At 71.0% G+C, this 20,776-nt stretch carries 16 protein-coding genes and 1 pseudogene; 5 read left to right on the top strand and 12 right to left on the bottom strand.

Annotation, left to right across the window (positions count from 1 at the left end):
- Positions 1 to 36 precede the first annotated feature (36 nt).
- Positions 37 to 1,890: a TIGR03767 family metallophosphoesterase gene (locus KGS77_RS23910; RefSeq protein ID WP_242585036.1), complete on the bottom strand. Its 1,854-nt coding sequence runs from the start codon at positions 1,888 to 1,890 to the stop codon at positions 37 to 39.
- Positions 1,891 to 2,372: 482 nt separating this feature from the next.
- Here KGS77_RS23910 and KGS77_RS23905 point away from each other — a divergent pair.
- The 3 genes and pseudogenes from KGS77_RS23905 to KGS77_RS23895 all read left to right on the top strand — a co-directional run.
- Positions 2,373 to 5,084: pseudogene (locus KGS77_RS23905) on the top strand (S8 family serine peptidase); the annotation flags it as partial.
- Between the two features lie 252 nt (positions 5,085 to 5,336).
- On the top strand, positions 5,337 to 6,368 hold the full coding sequence (locus KGS77_RS23900; RefSeq protein ID WP_242585035.1) for an aspartate-semialdehyde dehydrogenase: 1,032 nt from the start codon (positions 5,337 to 5,339) through the stop codon (positions 6,366 to 6,368).
- Positions 6,369 to 6,693: 325 nt separating this feature from the next.
- Positions 6,694 to 6,930 carry a hypothetical protein gene (locus KGS77_RS23895; protein WP_242587649.1) on the top strand — a complete coding sequence of 79 codons (237 nt, stop codon included), beginning with the start codon at positions 6,694 to 6,696 and terminating at the stop codon, positions 6,928 to 6,930.
- 90 nt (positions 6,931 to 7,020) lie between these two features.
- Here KGS77_RS23895 and KGS77_RS23890 read toward each other — a convergent pair whose 3' ends face one another.
- A complete protein-coding gene (locus KGS77_RS23890) occupies positions 7,021 to 7,719 on the bottom strand; it encodes a DUF6082 family protein (protein WP_242585034.1) in 699 nt (232 codons plus the stop codon).
- A 473-nt stretch (positions 7,720 to 8,192) separates the two neighbouring features.
- On the opposite strand from KGS77_RS23890, the gene pepN reads away from it, so the two are divergent.
- Positions 8,193 to 10,772, top strand: a complete 2,580-nt coding sequence (gene pepN, locus KGS77_RS23885) for an aminopeptidase N (protein WP_242585033.1) — start codon at positions 8,193 to 8,195, stop codon at positions 10,770 to 10,772.
- A gap of 232 nt (positions 10,773 to 11,004) precedes the next feature.
- Here pepN and KGS77_RS23880 read toward each other — a convergent pair whose 3' ends face one another.
- The 4 genes from KGS77_RS23880 to KGS77_RS23865 form a co-directional block, all read right to left on the bottom strand.
- A complete protein-coding gene (locus tag KGS77_RS23880) occupies positions 11,005 to 11,571 on the bottom strand; it encodes a cupin domain-containing protein (protein ID WP_242585032.1) in 567 nt (188 codons plus the stop codon).
- Between the two features lie 18 nt (positions 11,572 to 11,589).
- Positions 11,590 to 12,246, bottom strand: coding sequence for a TetR/AcrR family transcriptional regulator (locus KGS77_RS23875; protein ID WP_242585031.1), 657 nt, complete (start codon positions 12,244 to 12,246; stop codon positions 11,590 to 11,592).
- A 55-nt stretch (positions 12,247 to 12,301) separates the two neighbouring features.
- Positions 12,302 to 12,877: an NADPH-dependent FMN reductase gene (locus tag KGS77_RS23870; protein WP_242585030.1), complete on the bottom strand. Its 576-nt coding sequence runs from the start codon at positions 12,875 to 12,877 to the stop codon at positions 12,302 to 12,304.
- Between the two features lie 260 nt (positions 12,878 to 13,137).
- The gene (locus tag KGS77_RS23865) at positions 13,138 to 13,656 is read right to left on the bottom strand and encodes a hypothetical protein (RefSeq protein ID WP_242585029.1); all 519 of its coding nucleotides are present in this window, start codon (positions 13,654 to 13,656) and stop codon (positions 13,138 to 13,140) included.
- A 33-nt stretch (positions 13,657 to 13,689) separates the two neighbouring features.
- On the opposite strand from KGS77_RS23865, the gene KGS77_RS23860 reads away from it, so the two are divergent.
- The gene (locus KGS77_RS23860; RefSeq protein ID WP_242585028.1) at positions 13,690 to 13,998 is read left to right on the top strand and encodes a hypothetical protein; all 309 of its coding nucleotides are present in this window, start codon (positions 13,690 to 13,692) and stop codon (positions 13,996 to 13,998) included.
- A 185-nt stretch (positions 13,999 to 14,183) separates the two neighbouring features.
- Here the strand turns inward: KGS77_RS23860 and KGS77_RS23855 are convergent, their stop codons facing one another.
- The 6 genes from KGS77_RS23855 to KGS77_RS34685 all read right to left on the bottom strand — a co-directional run bounded on the left by KGS77_RS23855 (position 14,184) and on the right by KGS77_RS34685 (position 20,389).
- Complete coding sequence (locus tag KGS77_RS23855; protein ID WP_242585027.1) at positions 14,184 to 14,831, bottom strand: GNAT family N-acetyltransferase; 648 nt, start codon at positions 14,829 to 14,831, stop codon at positions 14,184 to 14,186.
- Between the two features lie 94 nt (positions 14,832 to 14,925).
- Positions 14,926 to 16,245 carry an allantoicase gene (gene alc, locus KGS77_RS23850; RefSeq protein ID WP_242585026.1) on the bottom strand — a complete coding sequence of 440 codons (1,320 nt, stop codon included), beginning with the start codon at positions 16,243 to 16,245 and terminating at the stop codon, positions 14,926 to 14,928.
- Between the two features lie 154 nt (positions 16,246 to 16,399).
- Positions 16,400 to 17,335, bottom strand: a complete 936-nt coding sequence (locus KGS77_RS23845) for a LysR family transcriptional regulator (RefSeq protein WP_242585025.1) — start codon at positions 17,333 to 17,335, stop codon at positions 16,400 to 16,402.
- Positions 17,336 to 17,380: 45 nt separating this feature from the next.
- Entirely contained in the window at positions 17,381 to 18,355 is a 975-nt protein-coding gene (locus KGS77_RS23840) for an acyl-ACP desaturase (RefSeq protein WP_242585024.1), read from the bottom strand.
- A gap of 214 nt (positions 18,356 to 18,569) precedes the next feature.
- The gene (locus KGS77_RS23835; RefSeq protein ID WP_242585023.1) at positions 18,570 to 18,809 is read right to left on the bottom strand and encodes a hypothetical protein; all 240 of its coding nucleotides are present in this window, start codon (positions 18,807 to 18,809) and stop codon (positions 18,570 to 18,572) included.
- A gap of 47 nt (positions 18,810 to 18,856) precedes the next feature.
- Entirely contained in the window at positions 18,857 to 20,389 is a 1,533-nt protein-coding gene (locus KGS77_RS34685) for an alpha-L-fucosidase (RefSeq protein ID WP_277994328.1), read from the bottom strand.
- Positions 20,390 to 20,776: the final 387 nt, after the last annotated feature.

Here is a 20,776-nt window from a genome sequence, read left to right as displayed (position 1 = left end):
CCCTCGGCGTCACCGCATTAACGGGCGCCAGTCCTCTTACCGGCCACATTTCCACAGCAGTTCGGTGTTGCGGTCCCGGGCGGCTCCCGCCAGATCGCCGCAGGCGCCCGGCGCGTTGGCCGACAGCTCGCGGTAGAGGGCGGCCAGACCGGTCTGGGAGAGGTCGCCGAAGTCGGTGCGGGAGGGGGCGCCGGCCTCCACGAGGGTGGTGAACACCGACAGCGTCCCGTCGTGGTTGTCCGTGACCTCGATGACGCGCGCGAGCTGCGGGAAGTCGACGTGCGAGGCGGTGGTGACCTCCCAGAACCCACCGTGCGCGGTGATCTGGTTCCGGTGGCTGTGCCCGTTGATCCAGGCCACCACGTTGCGGTGCCGGGACAGTACGCCGACCAGCTCCCGGCCGCCGTGCCGCCGCTCCCCGGGGCGCTGCGGGTCGGGCCGGGTGTTGTCCATCGTCGTACTGGTGTGGTGACTGAACACCAGCACGCGTGTCGCGCGGTGGTCCGTGAGCTGCCGTTCCAACCAGTTCAGTTGGGACGTGCCGACGGATCCGGTGTAGTGCCCCGCGGGATCGGTGGTGTCCAGGCTGATTCCCAGCACCCCGGGGGCGATCCGGAAGGTGTAGTGGAGCCTGTTTTCTGCCAGGTCGGCCGGGGTGTAGCCGTGGCCGTGCGGACCCGGTCCGGTGTATGCGGGATCGAGGTGCGCGCGGAGGTACTCGGCGCGGGTGAAGGGCGCCCGGCGCTCGTCGGGTGTCACCGGCCGCGCCGAGCGCTCGTGCGCCCTCAACAACCGCCGGAAATCGTCCCCCTTGGGGTCCAGTCCGTCGCGTACGGCCTTCCAGGCACGCGTGGCCTCGGTGGCGGGCAGCGTCTGGAGTTTCCGGGCGCCGGTGGCGATGGCGGCGAGGAAGGAGTCGCCGGTGGTGCGGCAGCCGCCGGGGAGCGTGTCGTGGTTGCCGGCCGTGGAGTACCAGGGCACGCGCAGTCCGGGGCTGTGGACCGTACGGATCGCGGCGTCGAGGAAGCCGTCGAGGTGCGGGAAGCCGAGCTTCTTGTCGGCGTCGCGCAGCGGGCTGTCCGGCTGCCAGTAGAGGGCCAGACCGCTGTCCTGTACGCCTTCGTAGCGCCCCGGGTCGCCGGTGTTGGGGAGGATCCGCCCGCCGCTCATCACGGTCAGGAACCACTCCAGCTCGATACGGGAGTTGTTGTCCGTGTTGTCGCCGGTGGTCATCACCAAGGACAGCGGGGCGCCGGTGGCGGGGCCACCGGGCAGGGCGTTGACGCGCTCGACGAGCGAGACGGCCCCGGCGACGGAGAGCGCCTCCTGGGGGCGCCAGGCGGACGGGGTGCAAGCACGCAGGTACTCGCACCGCAGCGGGTTCTGCACATCGGCCAGGTGCAGATCGGTGAACTGTACGAACGCGGCGAGGACGGTACGGCGGCCGGCCCGTCCGCGCCGGGGCGCGGCGAGTTCGGGCCGCAGGACCCTGGGCCAGCCGGGCCCGTCGGCAAGGCGCCGGTAGCCGCCCGCGCCGCGCGGCGTGGCGACCGAGGCGAGGGTCGTGCCGTGGGTGAAGGGCGCTGTGGGGCGGGCGGTTGCGGCCGGGGCGACGGGCCGGCGGGGTGCGGCCGAGATGTCCGAGGCGGTCGGGGAGCCGCCGGGCCGCAGGCTCAGCCCGGCTCCGGTGGCCGCACCGACCGCGCCGAGGGCGCCGACGGCGAGCAGGAGCGTACGACGTGCCGGCACGGAACCGGCGGAGGGTGAGGCGGGATCGGCGGAGGGGGAGGCGGGGGCGCAGGAGGCGGCGGCGGGGGCGCAGGAGGCGGCGGAGGCGGAATCCCCTGCGGCTGTGGAGGAGGCGGACCGGTTGCGGGAACTGCGGGACATACGCGATCTCCCCGGGTGCGGACGCGATGAGCGACCGGGCAGCACGACTGCCCGCTCTTCAGGGAGCGTTGGCACGAGGAGTGACCCGTACGTGAACGCCACCGCAACGCCGGCCGCCGATCACCGCACAGGGATCACGGCGGCCGACGGCCCGCGGACGGCGAGTGGTGGAAGCCCGCGTGACGCGGCGGCGAACGGTGCACGTCGGCTTCCCGGACACGGTCCCCGGTCGCGCGGACAACTTCCTGGTGGACGGCGGCCGTTCACCTGCCGCTCCGCTGCCGTACCGCAGCCGTACCGTGCACGAGAGACCCCGGCGGAATCGTGAGAAATCCCGATGGGTTTGCGCCGCACACGGAGCCGTCCCCACGGAAAATTCACGAAGTCTCCCCGAACATCCTTTCCTTCCGTCATATTGAGCGGTCATACGGCTCCGGTATCCGGACCCCTTGGACCCTTCAACTCTTCGAAGAGGGATGCCCATGACCTCCGCTCCCCCGCCTGCCGCACGCGCCAGACGCCTGGCCCGTACCGCGATCGCCGTGGCCGTGGTGGCCGCGACCGCGGCCGGGCCCTCCCTCGCCGTGGCCGCCGACGGCACCGCGCCCGCCACCGGCCCCACAGCCGGTACCACCCCTGGTACCACCGCCGGGCCGTCCGCCGACCGCCCCGGACCCTTGCGCGACAAGCTCGGCCCGGCCGATGCCGCGCTGCTCGCCGAGGCCAAGGCCGACGGCGACAAGTACGTCTCGATGATGATCGCCACCGCCCCCGGGCAGACCGAGCAGCCCGCCGCGGCCCTGGACGGCATTAAGGGCGCCTCCGTGGGACGCGTGGAGGACAAGCTCGGATACGTACGCGTCAGCGTGCCCACCGGCCGGGCCGACGCGGCCATCGCGCGGATGCAGCGGCTCCCCTCCGTGCATGCCATCGACCTGCGGCAGGAGATCAGGCTGCCCGACCCGACCCCCCGTGCCGACGGCCCCAAGGGCGGCGGGCGCACCGGCACCTACCCCGCGCCGGGCAAGGACACCCCGGCCAAGAACCCCTATCAGCCGTCCTTCGAGACCGGCGCGGTGGACTTCGTCAAGGAGCACCCCGGTGCGGACGGCCGGGGCGTGACCATCGGCATCCTGGACTCGGGCATCGACCTGGACCATCCGGCCCTCCAGAAGACCACCACCGGCGAGCGCAAGATCGTCGACTGGGTCACCGCCACCGACCCCATATCCGACCGCGACCAGACCTGGCGGGCGATGACCACCACGGTCGCGGGCCCGGAGTTCACCTACGGCGGCTGGACCTGGAAGGCGCCGGCGGGCTCGTACAGGATCAGTACCTTCGCCGAGTCCGCCACCGCCGGCGGGGACATGAAGGGCGACCTGAACCGCGACGGGGACACCACGGACCGGTGGGGCGTGCTGTACGACCCGGCCGCCGGGACCGTACGGGTGGACCTGGACGACGACGGCGACTTCACCGACGACGCGCCCATGAAGCCGTACAAGGAGCGCTTCGACGTCGGTCACTTCGGTACGGACGACCCGGCCACCCCGGTCGCCGAACGGATCCCCTTCACCGTGGAGATCCGCAAGGACGTCCCGATGGACCCCTACGGCGGCGACTGGACCGGCAAGAAGGCCGACTTCGTCAACATCGGTGTCATCGAGTCCGAGCACGGTACGCATGTCGCGGGCATCACCGCCGCCCACCGCCTCTTCGGCGGGAGAATGAACGGCGCGGCGCCCGGCGCCAAGCTGGTCTCCTCGCGCGCCTGCACCTGGTCCGGCGGCTGCACCAACATCGCGCTGACCGAGGGCATGATCGACCTCGTCACCAAGCGCGGGGTTGACATCGTCAACATGTCGATCGGCGGGCTGCCCGCGCTCAACGACGGCAACAACGCGCGTGCCGAGCTCTACACCCGGCTCATCGACACCTACGGCGTCCAGCTCGTCCTCTCGGCCGGGAACAGCGGCCCCGGCGCCAACACCATCGGTGACCCGGGGCTGGCCGACAAGGTCATCAGCGTCGGCGCGTCCGTGAGCAAGGAGACCTGGGCCGCCAACTACGGCTCGGCGGTGAAGAAGAAGTACGCGATGTTCCCCTTCTCCTCGCGCGGGCCGCGGGAGGACGGCGGCTTCACCCCGACGCTGACCGCCCCGGGCGCGTCCGTCAACACCATCCCCACCTGGCAGCCCGGCGCTCCCGTCGCCGAGGCGGGCTATGCGCTGCCGCCCGGGTACGGCATGCTCCAGGGCACCTCGATGGCCGCCCCGCAGGCCACCGGCGCCTCGGCGCTGCTGCTCTCCGCGGCCGTCCGGGAGGGGACCGGCCTGCCGCCCGCCGCGCTGCGGACCGCGCTGACCTCGACCGCCCGGCAGATCAAGGGCTTCCAGGCGTACGAGCAGGGCGCCGGCCTGATCGACGTCGAGGAGGCGTGGGAGGCACTCGAAGACGGCGGGGCCGCCGCCGCGCACGACTACACCGTCAAGGCCCCGGTGAACACGGTGCTGGCCGACCGGCTGAAGACACCGGGCTTCGGCACCGGCGTCTATGACCGCGAGGGCGGCCTGAAGGTGCGCCAGTCCCGTACGTACGACGTGACGATCACCCGTACCAGCGGTCCGGACCGCCCCGTCCGTCACGAGCTGGACCTGAGCAACGACGACGGCACCTTCGACCTGCCCGACGAGGACGGCGCGGTGTGGCTGCCGCTGAACCGGCCGGTGACGGTGCAGCTCACCGCGCGGGCCCGTACGGCCGGGGTGCACAGCGTGATCCTGGACGTGGACGACCCGCGGACCGAGGGCGTGGACCGCAAGATCCTGGCGACGGTGGTGGCCGCCCGGCCGATGGCCGCACCCGGCCACACCGTCACCCTGACCGGCACGGCGCAGCGCAACGGCACCACGTCGTACTTCGTCACCGTTCCCCGGGGCGCCAAGTCCCTGGAGGTCTCGATGAGCGGCCTGGCCGACGGCAGCCAGACGCGCTGGATCGCGATCAGCCCGCTGGGGGTCCCGGCGGACCCGACGGGCACCCCCAACTGCTACCCGAACTACCCCAACCCGGCCAATACCTGCGATCCGGCCCGGCGGACGTACCGGAACCCGGCGCCGGGCGTATGGGAGATCGAGGTGGAGGCGCGCCGCACCTCGCCGCTGCTGGACAACCCCTACACGCTCACCGTCACCGCACAGGACGTGCCCGCCACCACCGAGGCGCCGAAGAGAGGCGAGAAGAGGGACGAGAAGAGGGACGAATCGAACCGGTGAAGCTGGGTAGCGGAGCATCGCCGCAGGTCACGGCCTATGGGTCGATCGGCGGCCCGGCTCCGAGCCGTCGGGAAAGGCCGTGTCGTGACGGCCTGAGATAGTGGAGAGTACGGGGCGGGTGCCCCCAGGGCCCCGTCCCCGTGCTGTACATACCAACCAAGGAGTGCCATGAGGATCGGAATCGTCGGAGCCACCGGGCAGGTCGGCAGCGTGATGCGAGGCATCCTCGCCGAGCGGAACTTCCCCGTGGAACAACTGCGGCTGTTCGCCTCGGCCCGCTCCGCCGGACGTACGCTCCCCTGGCAGGACACCGAGATCACGGTCGAGGACGCGGCCATCGCCGACTACTCCGGCCTGGACATCGTGCTCTTCTCCGCGGGCGGCGCGACCTCCAAGGCGCTGGCGCCCAAGGTCGCCGACGCGGGCCCGGTCGTGATCGACAACTCCTCCGCCTGGCGCCGTGACCCCCAGGTGCCGCTGGTGGTCTCCGAGGTCAACCCGCATGCGATCGCCGAGCGCCCCATGGGCATCATCGCCAACCCGAACTGCACGACCATGGCCGCGATGCCGGTGCTGCGTCCGCTCCACGAGGAGGCCGGGCTGACCTCCATGATCGCCACCACCTACCAGGCGGTGTCCGGCAGCGGGCTGGCCGGGGTGGCGGAGCTGGACGAGCAGGCCCGCAAGGCCGTCGAGCAGGACGCGACGCGGCTCACCCACGACGGTGCGGCCGTGCAGTTCCCGGAGCCGGCCACCTATGTGCGGCCGATCGCCTTCAACGTGCTGCCGTTGGCGGGCTCGATCGTGGACGACGGGCTGCACGAGACCGACGAGGAGCAGAAGCTCCGCCACGAGAGCCGCAAGATCCTGGAGATCCCGGAGCTGAAGGTCTCCGGCACCTGCGTGCGGGTTCCCGTCTTCACCGGGCACTCCCTCCAGGTCAACGCCCGGTTCGAGCGTCCGCTGAGTGTCGAGCGGGCCCAGGAGCTGCTGTCCGGCGCGCCCGGTGTGGTCCTCTCGCACATCCCGACGCCGCTGCAGGCCGCGGGGCAGGACGCCTCGTACGTGGGCCGCATCCGTAAGGACGAGACGGTCGACAACGGTCTGGCGATGTTCATCTCCGGCGACAACCTGCGCAAGGGCGCGGCGCTGAACGCGGTGCAGATCGCGGAGCTGGTCGCGGCGGAGCTGCGCGGCTGACGGCTTGCCGCCCCAGGGCTGCGGAGGGGCGTTCGTACGGTGCGTACGAACGCCCCTCCTGCGTTCGTGTCACCTGCCGCGACAAAAGAAAACAGTTTTGTCCTGCGACGCACTCCGGGTGGCCGGGAATACGCTACCGTGGCACGGCCGCATCAGTGTCGACCGTGCCGCGAGGAAATCCCTGCGCGCGCACAAAAAGACCGCGCACGGCCTATCCGGCATTTCCGGCGCAACGCCACGTCACTGACGTGCGCCGGCCATCCGCCGTATCACATCAGCATCGATCCAGCGCAGCGCTGTGACCATCCTGGAGTGCTTGCAGACCATGAAGATCAATCGCCGTGTAGGGGATTCCCCCCGGGCACGCGGATGCATGACGGATTCGAACTGCCCGGATATCTTCGAGCTCAGTGACGGCCGTTTCGCCGTGATCGGGACGGAAATGACCGAACGGATTCGCGGAATACTGCCCGCGGACGCCGGGGTGGGGCCGGGTGAGCGGATCGTCGTCGTGACGCGTGAGACCTTCACCCGGGCCCGCGGCGACATTCCCGAGGTCTGAGGCCGGCGGCCTGACTCCGGACCTCGTACCTCGTACCTACGTACGGTCCTCGCCCCGGCCGCGGACCGCCGGGGCGAGGACCCCAGCCGCTCAGCCGTGCCGCCGCAGCGGGGTGGTCGTCAGCGCCGCCTGGTAGGCGCGCTCCACGACCTGTGAGAACTCTCCCTCGACGGTGTCCGGCGGGACCAGCTCACCACGAGCGGCCCGCCGCGTCTCCCAGAACTCCCGCCACAGGGGGTTGGAGAACTGGTAGCGCAGCCCGGCGCCGAGATGGCGTTCGGAGTACCCCACTTCGTACATGAGCAGATGCATCGAGAGCACCTGATTGATGTAGAAGAACTGTTTGTTCCGTGTGAAACAGACCTCCGGATCATAAAGGGGCCAGGTGGCTGCCAGTTCCGGGTCGTTCATCGCCATCTTCATCAGCGACATGTGCAGCCCCCGGATCAGTGCTTCCGACGTCCGGTGGAGTTCTCCGTTGGTCGCGCCCGTCGCCCGGCACTGGGTTTCCAGCACTTCCTGCTGGGAGCTCAGTGCCAGCCGCTGCATCTTGGACTCGTTCTCCTGCATACGCATCGTGCGTGCCATGTAGAACAGCACCACCGCGGAACTCGCCGCGGCTGCCGCTCCGAAAGCCTGGCCCGCATTGCTGCTGGCCGCCGACTGCAGCCCCGGAATATGGACGAGCAATACACTCAGCGCCGCGCAGCACAGACAGGCGATCAACACCGCGCCGATCGTGAGGCCGGCTTGTTTGAGCCGGTTCGGCCAGGATTGCGTCTCCTCCACGCCCCACCCCATTTCGCCGCGCGCCCACGTATGACGGTGTACGTGTGCGCGTCGCCAAGAAGGTCCCCGGGCGTCCGGATCCACAAACGGCGGCTGTCATCGATTCTCGCGTTCACAAGACCCGCTGTCCCGGTCATGCATTCACCTTCTGACGTCGTGCCTCTGTGAGGACGCGACTGCTGAGGCAGAAGATGCAAAAGAGAGTCATCGGGGCGGATGAGCACCACCGGCCCGTCACAAGGTGAACGCGGCCATGCGTCGGGGATGCGCCCTGAGGTGTTCCCGGCACGGCGCTCCGCTACGGCGCGCCCCCCGTGCGCCCGCCACCCCCGGGGCCGAAAGAGGTAGCCGGACGGGGACGCTCCGCGAAAAGGGCCGCGCCGATTGCGCTGAGGGCGCACAAAACACACTGCGTAGCGCGCAGGGGGGCGTGGAAGGATGGCCGGAAAGTCCGATGCGAAGGAGATGAACGGGTGCCTGGCACGAATCTGACCCGCGAGGAGGCGCAGCAGCGGGCGCGGCTGCTGAGCGTGGACTCCTACGAGATCGACCTGGACCTCTCCGGCGCGCAGGAGGGGGGCACCTACCGGTCCGTCACCACGGTGCGGTTCGATGCCGCCGAGGCGGGCGCGGACACCTTCATCGACCTGGTGGCGCCGGCGGTGCACGAGGTGGTGCTCAACGGTACGGCGCTGGATCCGGCGGAGGTCTTCGCGGACTCCCGGATCGCACTGCCGGGACTGCTCGCGGGCCGCAACGAGCTGCGGGTCGTGGCGGACTGCGCGTACACCAACACCGGTGAGGGGCTGCACCGGTTCGTCGACCCGGTGGACCAGCAGGCGTACCTCTACACGCAGTTCGAGGTGCCGGACGCCCGCCGGGTCTTCGCCAGCTTCGAACAGCCGGACCTGAAGGCGACGTTCCGTTTCACCGTCAAGGCGCCCGAGGGCTGGACGGTGATCTCCAACTCCCCGACGCCGGAGCCGGTGGACAACCTCTGGAGCTTCGCGCCGACGCCGCGCATCTCGACGTACATCACGGCGCTGATCGCCGGCCCGTACCACAGCGTGCACAGCACCTGGGAGGGCGCCGACGGGCGGAGCGTGCCGCTGGGCATCTACTGCCGGCCCTCGCTGGCCGAGCACCTCGACGCGGACGCGATCTTCGAGGTCACCCGGCAGGGCTTCGACTGGTTCCAGGAGAAGTTCGACTACGCCTACCCCTTCGCGAAGTACGACCAGCTCTTCGTGCCGGAGTTCAACTCGGGCGCGATGGAGAACGCGGGCGCGGTGACCATCCGCGACCAGTACGTCTTCCGCTCGAAGGTGACCGACGCGGCGTACGAGGTACGGGCCGAGACGATCCTGCACGAACTGGCGCACATGTGGTTCGGCGACCTGGTCACGATGGAGTGGTGGAACGACCTGTGGCTGAACGAGTCGTTCGCCACGTACACCTCCATCGCCTGCCAGGCGGCGGCGCCCGGCAGCAAGTGGCCGCACGCCTGGACCACGTTCGCCAACTCCATGAAGACCTGGGCCTACCGGCAGGACCAACTGCCCTCCACCCACCCGATCATGGCCGAGATCCGCGACCTGGACGACGTCCTGGTCAACTTCGACGGCATCACCTACGCCAAGGGCGCCTCCGTCCTCAAGCAGCTCGTCGCGTACGTCGGTCAGGACGAGTTCTTCAAGGGCGTACAGGCGTACTTCAAGGCCCACGCGTTCAAGAACACCCGGCTGAGCGACCTGCTGGGGGCGCTGGAGGAGACCAGCGGGCGCGACCTGAAGACCTGGTCCAAGGCGTGGCTGGAGACCGCCGGGATCAATGTGCTGCGCCCGCGGATCGAGGTCGGCGCGGACGGCGTGATCACCTCCTTCGCCGTACGGCAGGAGGCCCCGGCGCTGCCGGCCGGCGCGGCCGGTGAGCCGACGCTGCGCCCGCACCGTATCGCCATCGGCGCCTACGACCTGGACGGCGGCAAGCTGGTGCGCACCGCCCGGGTCGAGCTGGACGTGGACGGCGAGCTGACCGAGGTGCCGCAGTTCGTGGGCACCAAGCGGCCGGCCGTCTTCCTGCTCAACGACGACGACCTGTCGTACGCGAAGGTGCGCCTGGACGCCGAGTCGCTGGCGGCCGTCACCCGGCATCTGGGCGACTTCACCGAGTCGCTGCCGCGGGCGCTGTGCTGGGCCTCGGCCTGGGACATGACCCGGGACGGCGAGCTGGCCACCCGTGACTACCTGGAGCTGGTGCTGTCCGGCATCGGCAAGGAGACCGACATCGGGGTCGTGCAGTCCCTGCACCGGCAGGTGAAGCTGGCGCTGGACCTGTACGCGGACCCGGACTGGCGCGAGAGCGGCCTGGCGAAGTGGACCGAGGCGGCCCTGGAACACCTCAAGGCGGCGGCTGCGGGCAGCGACCACCAGTTGGCGTGGGCGCGGGCGTTCGCCGCCTCGGCCCGTACCAAGGACCAACTGGACCTGCTCCAGGGCCTGCTGGACGGTACGGCGGAGGTCCCCGGGCTGGTCGTGGACACCGAGCTGCGCTGGGCGCTGCTCCAGCGGCTGGCCGCCACCGGCCGGGCCGACGAGCAGGCCATCGCCGCGGAGCTGGAGCGCGACAAGACCTCGGCGGGCGAGCGGCACGCCGCCACGGCGCGGGCCGCCCGGCCCACCGCCGAGGCCAAGGCCGCTGCCTGGGCGTCGGTCGTCGAGCAGGACACCCTGCCCAACGCCGTGCAGGAGGCCGTCATCGGCGGCTTCGTGCAGACCGACCAGCGTGAGCTGCTGGCGCCGTACACGGAGAAGTACTTCGGCGCGGTCAAGGACGTGTGGGACGCCCGCAGCCACGAGATGGCCCAGCAGATCGTGGTCGGCCTCTACCCCTCCCTCCAGGCCTCGCGCCAGACGCTGGAGGTCACCGACGCCTGGCTGGCCGCGACGGAGCCCAGCCCCGCACTGCGGCGCCTGGTGACCGAGGCCCGGGCGGGCGTGGAGCGCGCCCTGAAGGCCCAGGCCGCGGACGCCGAGGCGGCTTCGGGAGCCTAGGCACCACGGGCCATGCGTGTGGACGCCGGCCCCCGCACCCTGCCTCGTAACGGGCAGGAGCGCGGGGGCCGGCGTCCGTGTATCCGCGGTGACCCCCGGGCGGTGTCCGGGGAATTCCCGAGCGGTCGCGAGGCGGTCGCGAGGCGGTCGCGGAACGGCTTCGCGGCGGCTTCCGGTCACCGGTCCGTGCCCCCGTACCGCGGCCGTGTGCGGGGCGGTACGGGGGCGGTGATCAGCGGGTCTTGAAGGACTTGCGCAGGGCGGCCCGGTCCTCCCAGGAGTCTGCCGCCGGGCCCTTGGTCATGTCGGCGAAGAAGCTGTCGTGACGGAGGAAGAACTCGGTCCGCTCCTGCTCGGTCATGCCCGCCACGTGCTCAAGACCCTCGAAGTAGCCTTCGCGGGCGCCACCGGGGGCGAACAGCATCAGGAAGTCGGCCGGTTCGCCGGAGATGTTGCCGAAGGAGTGCACACCGCCCGGCGGGATGTAGAGGTAGTCGCCCTGCGAGGCGTCGAACCAGCGCTCGCCGTCGAAGATGTGGAGCTCTCCGGACAGGACGTAGAACGCCTCGGACATCGTCTTGTGGAAGTGCGGGCTGGTCCCGCCGATGGCCGGCCCCATGCGGTTCTGGTAGAGGCCGAAGAGCCCGTCCGTGGTCAGCCGGGTGGACAGGTAGTGGAAGGTGTTCCCGTTGGGCGCCGTGTAGTCCGGCGGCGAACTGGCCGGACGGTAGGAGGCGTTGATCTCGCCCTCGTCCTTGTTGTAGCGGATCTCGGGATAGTCGGGCGACAGGAAGGACATGGTTTTCCTCGGATGGTGTCAGTCAGGGGGAGCGGTTGACGGGGTGTACAGGCGCAGGAACGCCTGGACGCCGTCGGTGATGATTTCCTCGACCACGGGCCGGGGAAGCGGAAGTGCTCCGTAGAAGGAGCGGATCATTACGTCGTTCATGGTCAGGGCGTTGAGCCGGTTCGCGGCCTTCTCGGCGTCGTCGAACTCCAGCAGCCCGCGGTCGGCGATCCGCCGGAGATACGGGGCGAGCCGCTGGTGGGCGGAGGGCGGGCCGTGGGCCATCCACTTCCTCAGGACGGCGGGGGGCAGCCGGGTGACCTCGGCCTGGATCGTACGGACGAGCGCGAAGTGGTCGGGGAACTCTGCCATCAGGGCGGCCCGGTCCAGGCAGAAGGCCGTCAGGTCCTCCTCCAGATCCACGATCTTACGCAAGTGCCGTTCCATCAGGACGCGTACGGCCTCGGTGACCGCGTCGGCGCCCTCCACCACGGCCGACAGGAACAGGTCTTCCTTGTCGGTGTAGTGGTTGTAGATGGTGCGCTTGGCGACATGCGCTTCGACGGCGATCACGTCAAGGTTGGCGCGGGCGTATCCCTCGCGGCCGAACACCCGGCGCGCGGCCTGGGAGATCGACCGGCGCTTGTCGGGCTGGCCGCCGGAGCGTGTCGGTGATCGATCGGGCATCTGGGGCATCCTTCCTGGCGCGTGCGCCAGGAAGCCGTACGGTTCCCCGGCGCGCTCACGTTGCCATGGTGGCCACCATCCTCCTGTTGTGGACCTTGGTCGCCAAAACGGTGAGCAGGTCCGTCAGGAGCTGTCGGGAGAAGCGGTCCGTCAGGACGCCGTCCGTGTCGAAGCGCTCATGGCAGCGGAAGACGGCCACCTCGGGCTTGACGACGAGGTCGGAGCCGATCGAGGCCAGGATCTGGCGCAGGGCGAGCTGCGCGCGGCCGGACCCGAAGGCGCCGGGGGAGGCGCCGATGATGGCGGCCGGCTTGTCGATCAGGGCGGCGTCGGCTCCCGTGCTGGCCCAGTCGATCGCGTTCTTCAAGGCGGCCGGGACCGAGGCGTTGTGCTCCGGCGTGGCGATCAGCAGGGCGTCGGCCTGCTCGATCTCCCGGCGCCAGGCGAGTACGGAGTCCGGCGGGGTCGGGGTGTCCAGGTCCTGGTCGTACAGCGGAAGTTCCCGCAGGTCACTGTGGATCCGTATGGACATACCCTGCGGCACGAGCTCCTGGGCGGCGTACAGCAGGGACGTGTTGTAGGACTTCTCCCTGAGGCTGCCTGATATGGCGAGGACGTTCAGCTCAGTCATGGTCATCTCTGTGGGTGAGTAGGGCAGTTGATCACTGCGCGCTGGACAGTACACATGTCGCGTTGCTAACTCAACTGGCGAGTGCAAACGTTGCACTTGAAAGTGCAACGCGAACGCCGCCATCCGTAATCGGTGCTGGCCAGCGCCTTGTGAGGGCGCGTCAGCAGTTGAAAAAGATACGGAGGGTCATCCCTGATCGGCATCGGGTACCACCCCTGAGACATCCCCCAGATCCCGGCGGCACGCGACTCAGGGTTGCCTCAGGCCGCGACCTGCTGTTCTGCCGCGGTGGTCCGCGCCCGCGCCCGGCGTTCTCCGCGGGCCGTGACCGCCCAAGCGGCGCCGGTCAGCACGGCGAGCAGGCCCCAGCCCGGCGCGAAGCTGCCCGTACGGTCCTTGAGCAGGCCCAGGGCGGACGGCACCACGACGACGGCGACCTGGTTGACGGACATGGCGAGGCCCAGGGCGAATCCCGTCCTGCCCGGCGGGGCCGACTCGGTCACATACGCGACCCACGGGCCGTACCAGCCGAGCCCGAAGAACCCGAGCCAGACACAGACACCGCAGGCCACGAGCGCCCCGCGCTGGCTGGTGTCGGGCACCATGCTGGTCAACACCGTGATGGTCGTAGCACTCCAGGTACGAGCCAGCCGCGGCATCGATTCGCCCGCGGCCGGCGGCGGCGCCTGCCGCCGGTCGGGCGTGGCCTTCCTCGTCTCCTGCTCGCTGATCGCACCGACCGCGAGGACGCCGGGGTGGGCCGCCACAGCCCTGCTCATGACCGCCGTGGTGATCCACACGGTCGGCGAACTGTGGCACTCCGCGGGGGCTTCGAAGTGTCCTTCGCCCTCGCCCCACGGCACGCCACCGGCCAGTACCTGGGCGTGTTCGGCCCGGCCCTGCTGACGGCGCTGTGCGTCACCTGGGGCCGCCCCGGCTGGTACGTGATGGGGGCCCTGTTCGCCCTGACGGGCCTGGCGGCGCCGCTCGCCGTCCGGCGGGCACAGCGGCACCGTCCGTACGTGCATCCGGTGCGCCCGGAAGCCGCCGCCCGGGAAGGCAAGCGGGACGCGTACGCCGGGGACCTCGCCGGGCCACGCGGCCGGCGCGCGCCCGGGTGAACCACGCGACCTGGTCCGAGCGCAGGCCCCGACCGGACCATGCGACCCGGCTGGAGCGGGCAACCCGATCGAACCGGACGCCGCTCAAAGGCGTCCGGCACGTTCCGAGTTGCTCGCGGAGAAGTTGTCCGGGGATGAGTTGCCCGGGGATGAGTTGCCCGAGGGACCGGACTCCGCCCGGTCGCTCATTCCCCGGTGCCGGACGCCTTCAGGACGACGCCGGTGAGCGGTGCACGGGTGGTCCAGCCGACCGTCCGGTACAGGCTCTGGCCCTCGACCGTCGCGCCGAGCACCCCGGCCCGGGCACCTTCCGCGACCGCCGCGTTGGCCAAGGCCCGCATGACCGCCCGGCCCAGGCCCCGGCGGCGGTGCGCGGGCGCGGTCTCGATCTGGTCGAACACCACGGTCTCCGCGCCGGGGGGACCGGCGACCTGGCCACGGGCGGCATAGCCCCCGTTCGGGGCCAGGACGACGGCACGGGTGACGCCGCCCCGGTCCCACGTACGTACGTGGTAACCGGCCGGAACCTCCACGGCGGAGGTGTGCAGGGTCGTCGTCATCAGGAAGCAGGGGTCGTCATAGGACCAGGCGGGCGTGAGCCAGGGTGCCATGACCTCCGGGTCCACGAACGTCTTGAGCCAGGTGCCGGGCCCCGTGATCTTCTCCACGAGCCGGCCGATGAGCGCCTCGTCGGCGTCGGGTATGACGTGCCGGGTCACATGTTCGGGCAGTCCGACGTCGATCCTGAATCCCCAGGGCTCTTCCACCGGAACCGCGGCCCCGCGCGAGACGGCCCAGCCATCGACCCACGCCCGCACGATCTCGGTATCCATCCGTACGACCTCCCCACGTAATAGGTGCTAGCCACTGGAGCATATTACGGTCCGAGCGCGCGCCGTCACCCGGGACGGTGGGCCGCTTCCCGTACTAGGCGCTCAGCTCCTCGAAGCGGCGCACCAGGGCCGCGCGGCCGGTTCCGGTGAGGGTGCCGTGTACGCGCATACGGGCCACGCCGCCGTCGGGGAAGACGTCCAGCCGGACGTGGGTGGCGGTCACCGGGTGCGGCAGTACGAAGCGGTGCGGGGCGTCGGGCTGGAGCGCGGTCCGGGGCAGGACCGGGAACCAGGAGGCGTCGTCCGACGGGTCGCCGGTGGCCGCGTCGCAGGCGTGGAGGGCGGCCCAGCCGGCGGCGTTGCCCTTGAGGTAGGCGGTGTCGATCTCCACGGCACGGATCTCACCCTGCGCGGCGAGCCGGAAGCGTACCCAGTCGTGGGTGTTTGCGACCCGGCGGCGGCGGTTCTCCCAGCCGTCGTCCATCCTGCGCGAGAGGTCGGGCCGGATGATCTGGGCGGGCGAGGAGTAGAAGCGGTCGGAGGCGTCCTCGACGGCACCGCCGTGCAGGACGGAGGCCAGGTCGACGGTGCCGAGCACGTCCAGCCACGCGGGGTCCGGAACGACCTCGCCGTACACCCGCAGCCGGGCGATGCCGCCGTCGGGGTGCTGCTTGAGGCGCAGGTGGGTGAAACGCCGCTCGGTGCGGACCTCGAAGCCGTTGGCGGCGTGGCCGCGCACCGGCGTGCGCGGGACGATCTCCTGCCACTTCACACCGTCGGCAAGCAGGTCGCGCGGGCCGGGGGTGCCGGGGAGCGCGGTGGCCTCGACGGTGATCTGCTGCGGGTAGTTGCCGCGGAAGTGGGCGGTGTCCACGACGACGCCGCGTATGACGCCGGGGGTGGCCAGGCGGATCAGCGCCCAGTCGTGGTCCTCGTCGGCGGGAAAGGGGTGCTCGGCGTCGGCACCGCGACGGCGGCGGGTCTCCCAGCCGTCCATGATCTTGCCCTTGTGGCCGAAGCGCTCGGGGTCGAAGACCGCCGGGCCGGGCCGGAGCAGGTTCTCCCGCTCGGCGAAGAACTCGTCGTTCGCGGCGATCACACCGGCGCCCAGGCGGCGGTCGGCGAGGTCGACGAGCGAGGTGAAGGGGAAGTGCGCGGCGCGGTAGTCGGCGTAGGGATCGCCACCGCCGTACGGGGCGGCGTCGTTGGCGTGGGGGTCGACAGCGCGCGCGTCATTGGTGCGCGGGTCTTCGGTGCTTGGGGTGTCGGTGCGCGAATCATCGTTGCGCGTGGCGTCGGCGCGCGGGTCTTCGGTGCGTGCGTCCTCGGTGCGCGGGGCGTCGATGTGTGAGTCATCGCTGCGCGAGTAAACGTTGCGCGAGTGGTCGGGGCCGGTGGCCGGGGTGGTGGTCATCTCTGCCTCTCGGTCGGCGGGGCGCGGGCCGTGCGATCCGGTGCGTGCGATGCGGTGCGGTGCGGCGAAGTGCGTGCGGTGCGGTGCGGTGCGTATGAGATGACCTTGGCAGGGGGCTTCGTACCGGTCCATCGAAAGTTTTCGAGGTTTTCGTTCAGTGTGACTGAACGGTCCGGGTACGGGGCTGACCCGCCGCGGCCCGCTGGAGGGCGGCCAGCACCCGGGCCGGGCCCGGGGCCCCCTCCGAGCCACGCCGCGCCGCCGCCACGACATGCCGGCGCGGCTGGTCGGCATGCAGCACCCGCACCGTGACCCCGGCGCCGCCCCGCTCCCCCGCCATGGCCATCCGCGGCACCAGCGCCACCCCCATTCCCGCCGCGACCATCGACAGGATGGCCGTCCAGCCGACGGCGGCGTGCGCCCGTTCGGGCACGAATCCGGCGTGCTCGCAGGCGGTCGTGGTGATCTGGGCCCACGGGCCGTCGGTGCCGTAGATCCATGGCTCATCCGCGAGGTCGGCCAGCCGCAGGCCCGGCTCGGCCGCCAGCGGGTGTCCGGCCGGCAGCGCCACGTCCAGCGGGTCGGCGAGCAGCGGGACGTGGGTGAACTTCGGGTCGCGCGGGCCCGGGGCGTGCGCGGCGAGCGAGAGTGCCAGGTCCACACTGCCGTCGGCCAGCAGCTCGTACACCTCGGCCGCCTCCGCTTCCCGTACGCGGACCGTCAGCCCCGGGCGGCTGCGCCGCAGTTCCCGTACGGCGGGCACGACCAGGGCCGGGATAGCGGTGGAGAACGCCCCGACCCGTACCTCTCCCGCCTCGCCCTGGAGGTAGCCGAGCAACTCGGCGTCCGCGCGCTCCAGTTGCGCGAAGAGCGCGTCGGCGTGCCGCAGGACCAGGTGGGCGGCGCCGGTGAGCCGTACCCGCCGTCCCTGGGCCTCCAGCAACGTCACCCCGAGCTGCCTGGCGAGGCCGGTGAGCTGCTGGGAGACCGCCGAGGGCGTCATGTGCAGCGCCTCGGCGGTCGCGGTGACCGTACCCACTTCGTGGAGGGTGCGCAGGACGCGCAGCTTCTTGATCTCCCAGTCGGCCATGCGGGCAGCGTACGTACACGCACCGCCGGCATCACCTGTACGGCGTCAGCTCCTGGCCGCGATGCGCGCGTTGCGGGCGGCGAGCCGCTCGTCGAACTTGCGGGCCTGCCCGTCGAGTCCGCCCATGTACATCCCCAGCTCCTCCTGGGCGCGCAGCCCCAGCGGTCCCAGCCCGCCGATCTCCAGGACCTTCAGGTAGCGCAGTACGGGCTGGAGCACGTCGTCGTGGTGGATGCGCAGGTTGTAGATCCCGCCGATGGCCATCCGGGCGGCGGCGCGCTCGAAGCCGGGCATGCCGTGGCCGGGCATCCGGAAGCCCACGACCACGTCCCGCACCGCGCTCATGGTCTGGTCGGGGGCGAGTTCGAAGGCGGCGGCCAGCAGGTTCCGGTAGAAGACCATGTGCAGGTTCTCGTCGGTGGCGATGCGGGCCAGCATCCGGTCGCAGACGGGGTCGCCGGAGTGGTGGCCGGTGTTGCGGTGCGAGATGCGGGTGGCCAGCTCCTGGAAGGCCACGTACGCGACGGAGTGCAGCATGCTGTGTGCGTTGTCCGACTCGAAGCCCGCCGACATGTGCGCCATGCGGAACCGCTCCAGTTCGACCGGGTCCACGGCGCGGCTGGTGAGCAGGTAGTCGCGCATCACGATGCCGTGCCGGCCCTCCTCCGCCGTCCAGCGGTGCACCCAGGTGCCCCAGGCGCCGTCCCGTCCGAAGAGGGTGGCGATCTCGTGGTGGTAGCTGGGGAGGTTGTCCTCGGTCAGCAGGTTGACGACCAGCGCGATACGACCGATATCGCTGACTTTGGACTGTTCGGGCGCCCACGGCTCCCCGCCCATCACCCCGTCGAAGTTCCGGCCGTCGCTCCAGGGCACGTACTCGTGGGGCATCCATTCCTTGGCGGCCTTCAGGTGCCTCTCCAGCTCCTTCTCGACGACCTCTTCGAGCGCGTAGAGCAACTGGGCGTCGCTCCATGCTGTCCGGCCGCGCTCTTGGACGGGGCCGACGGGGGCGATGGTCACGGGAACTCCTGGGGGACGACGACTACCTACGCCTGCGTAGGTTACGGCATCGTAGGTTAGGCCCTGTTAAACACCTTCGGAACCAGGAGGGAGGAAAGGCGGGCATAAGGAGCAAAAGGTGCACGCGACGGAAAACAAAAGGGCGCCCGGCGGTTCGGATGAACCACCGGGCGCCCTTGAGGCGCCGGTTGTGTCCCGGGCGGCCGGGAGCGGGTCAGCCCTTGGTCTTGCGGGACTTGTCCCCCACCATGACCAGACCGGCGATGACCAGGAAGAGGACGATGGGCGCGGCGACATAGAGGCCGAGCGTCTGGACGACGCTCAGGCCCTTACCCGGGTCGTCTCCATCGTCGCGGGTGAGCGCAAACGCGGGGGACGACAGCAGCAGCATCAGCGCGGTGCCGGCCGTGACGGTTCCGGCGCGCAGGGCATTCTTGTTGACCTTATTGCTCACGGGCCCAACGTATAGGACGTACGTACGGACCGCGCGCGCGGGGTCGCCTAACGGATGAGCGCGCTTCGGGGCGCGCGGACGGCCGGCCCGGCGGGCGACCGGGCGGGCGCGCCGCCCGGCGCCCGCCGCAGATGGGTGGTCACCGGCAGCAGGTGTACGGCGGCCCGCGCCCGCAGGACCTCGACCCGCACGGCGTCGGCCGTCACCGGCGCGGGCAGCGCCAGGATCCGCCGGTGCCCGATCGTGCTCCCGTGGGCGACCGGCGCCCACACCCCGCCGGTCCGCGCCCGCACCACGAACCGCTCCACCCGCTGCCCGTACCGGATGTCCTCGCCCAGCACGATCCGGTCGAAGGTGCGCGGGGCGCCGGGCGCGCTGACGGACTCGGTGCCGGGCCCGGTGGCGGGCAGGCCGGTGGCAGACAGGCCGGCGCCGGGCCCGATGGCGGGCAGGCCGGTGCCGTACGTCTCCCGTACGGCCCTGCCGAAAGCGGTGAGGGAGGCGACGTCGGCGGCGTCGATCCGGCCGTCGCGGCCCGGCGGGACGTTGAGCAGCAGCGAGGCGTTGCGCCCCACGCTCTTCTCGTACAGGTCCATCAGGTGCGCCGGCGTCTTGGGCCGCTCGCCGGGGTGGTGGAACCAGCCGGGGCGCAGCGAGACGTCCGCCTCGGCCGGGTACCACTGAAGGTACTTGACCGTGGGCGCCAGGAGCCTGGCGCGGGAGCCGATGTCGGGGTCGGTGGAGTCGTTGGGCAGGCCGCCGGAGAGCACGGTCCAGGGGTCCGTGGCGGAGGGCGTCACGCTCCATTCGGTGCGGCGGGCGACGCCCTTCTCGTTGCCGACCCAGCGCACGCCCTGCGGGCCCTGGAAGACCACGGTGTCCGGGGAGAGCCGGTGGATCGTACGGAACCACTGCGCCACGTCGTACTTCTGGGTGATGCCCGAGCCGGACCAGGGGTTGGCACCGTCCAGCCACAGTTCCTCGATGGGGCCGTACTGGGTGAACAGCTCGTAGATCTGGTTGAGGTAGTACGTGTCGTAGTCGTCCGCCATGACCGTGAAGGAGGGCAGCCGGCCGGAGCGTACGGCGGCGGCCCGGTCGTCGCCGGGGACGAGGGTGGGAACGGTGCGCGCGGTGACCGGGCTGCCGTTGCCGAAGCGCCCCAGCCCGCCCGGCGCGCGGGTGCCGTCCTCCAGCGCGACCCGCTCCGGCGTGGTCAGCGGCTCGCCGCGTGCCTGCTTCTGCCGTATCTCCGCCACCCAGCGCGCGTGCCAGGCGTGCGGCAGTTCGGCGCCGTCGGACGGCGAGAGGTACAGGCCGACCTTGAGTCCGGCACGGCGGGCCGCCCGTACGTACGCGTCGAGGACGTCCGGCGCGCCGAGGCTGGCCCGCACGGTGTGCGGGGTGTAGCGGCTGGGGTAGAGGACGAAGCCGTCGTGGTGCTTGACGGTGAGCATGACCTGCTCGGCGCCGGCCGCCTTGTAGGCGCGCATCCACTGGCCGACGTCCAGGCGCGGTGGCGCGAACCACTTCGGGTCCTCCGCGCCGGAGCCCCACTCCCGGCCGGTGAAGGTGTTCATCCCGAAGTGGGTGAAGGCCGTCACCTCCCGCTGCTGCCAGGCGAGCTGGCCTTTGGTGGGCACGATGTGGGCGGCCTTCTCGATGATCCTCGCGGGGGTGTCGCAGGGCTCGACGGTCATCTGGGAGGCCGGGAGTACGGGCGTGTCGCAGGAGCCGGACCGCGCGGTGGCGGGGGCGGGAGTGTCGGAGGTGACACGGGTGGCAGGAGTGATGGGGGTGGCTACGGTGTCGGAGGCGGCCGGTGAAGCGAGGGCGGCAGGCGGGGCGAGTGCGGCGAGCAGGGCCGCCGCGAGCAGGGCCGACCCACCCCGCGTACGGGTACGGCTATGGGTACGGCTATGGGTACATGCACAGGTGCATCGAGCCATGGTTCCCCCCAACTCCCC

The sequence above is a fragment of the Streptomyces sp. MST-110588 genome, from assembly GCF_022695595.1.
Lineage (GTDB): Bacteria > Actinomycetota > Actinomycetes > Streptomycetales > Streptomycetaceae > Streptomyces.
Note: the sequence above shows the minus strand (reverse complement) of the source record. Positions and strands in the feature narration are given on the sequence as shown.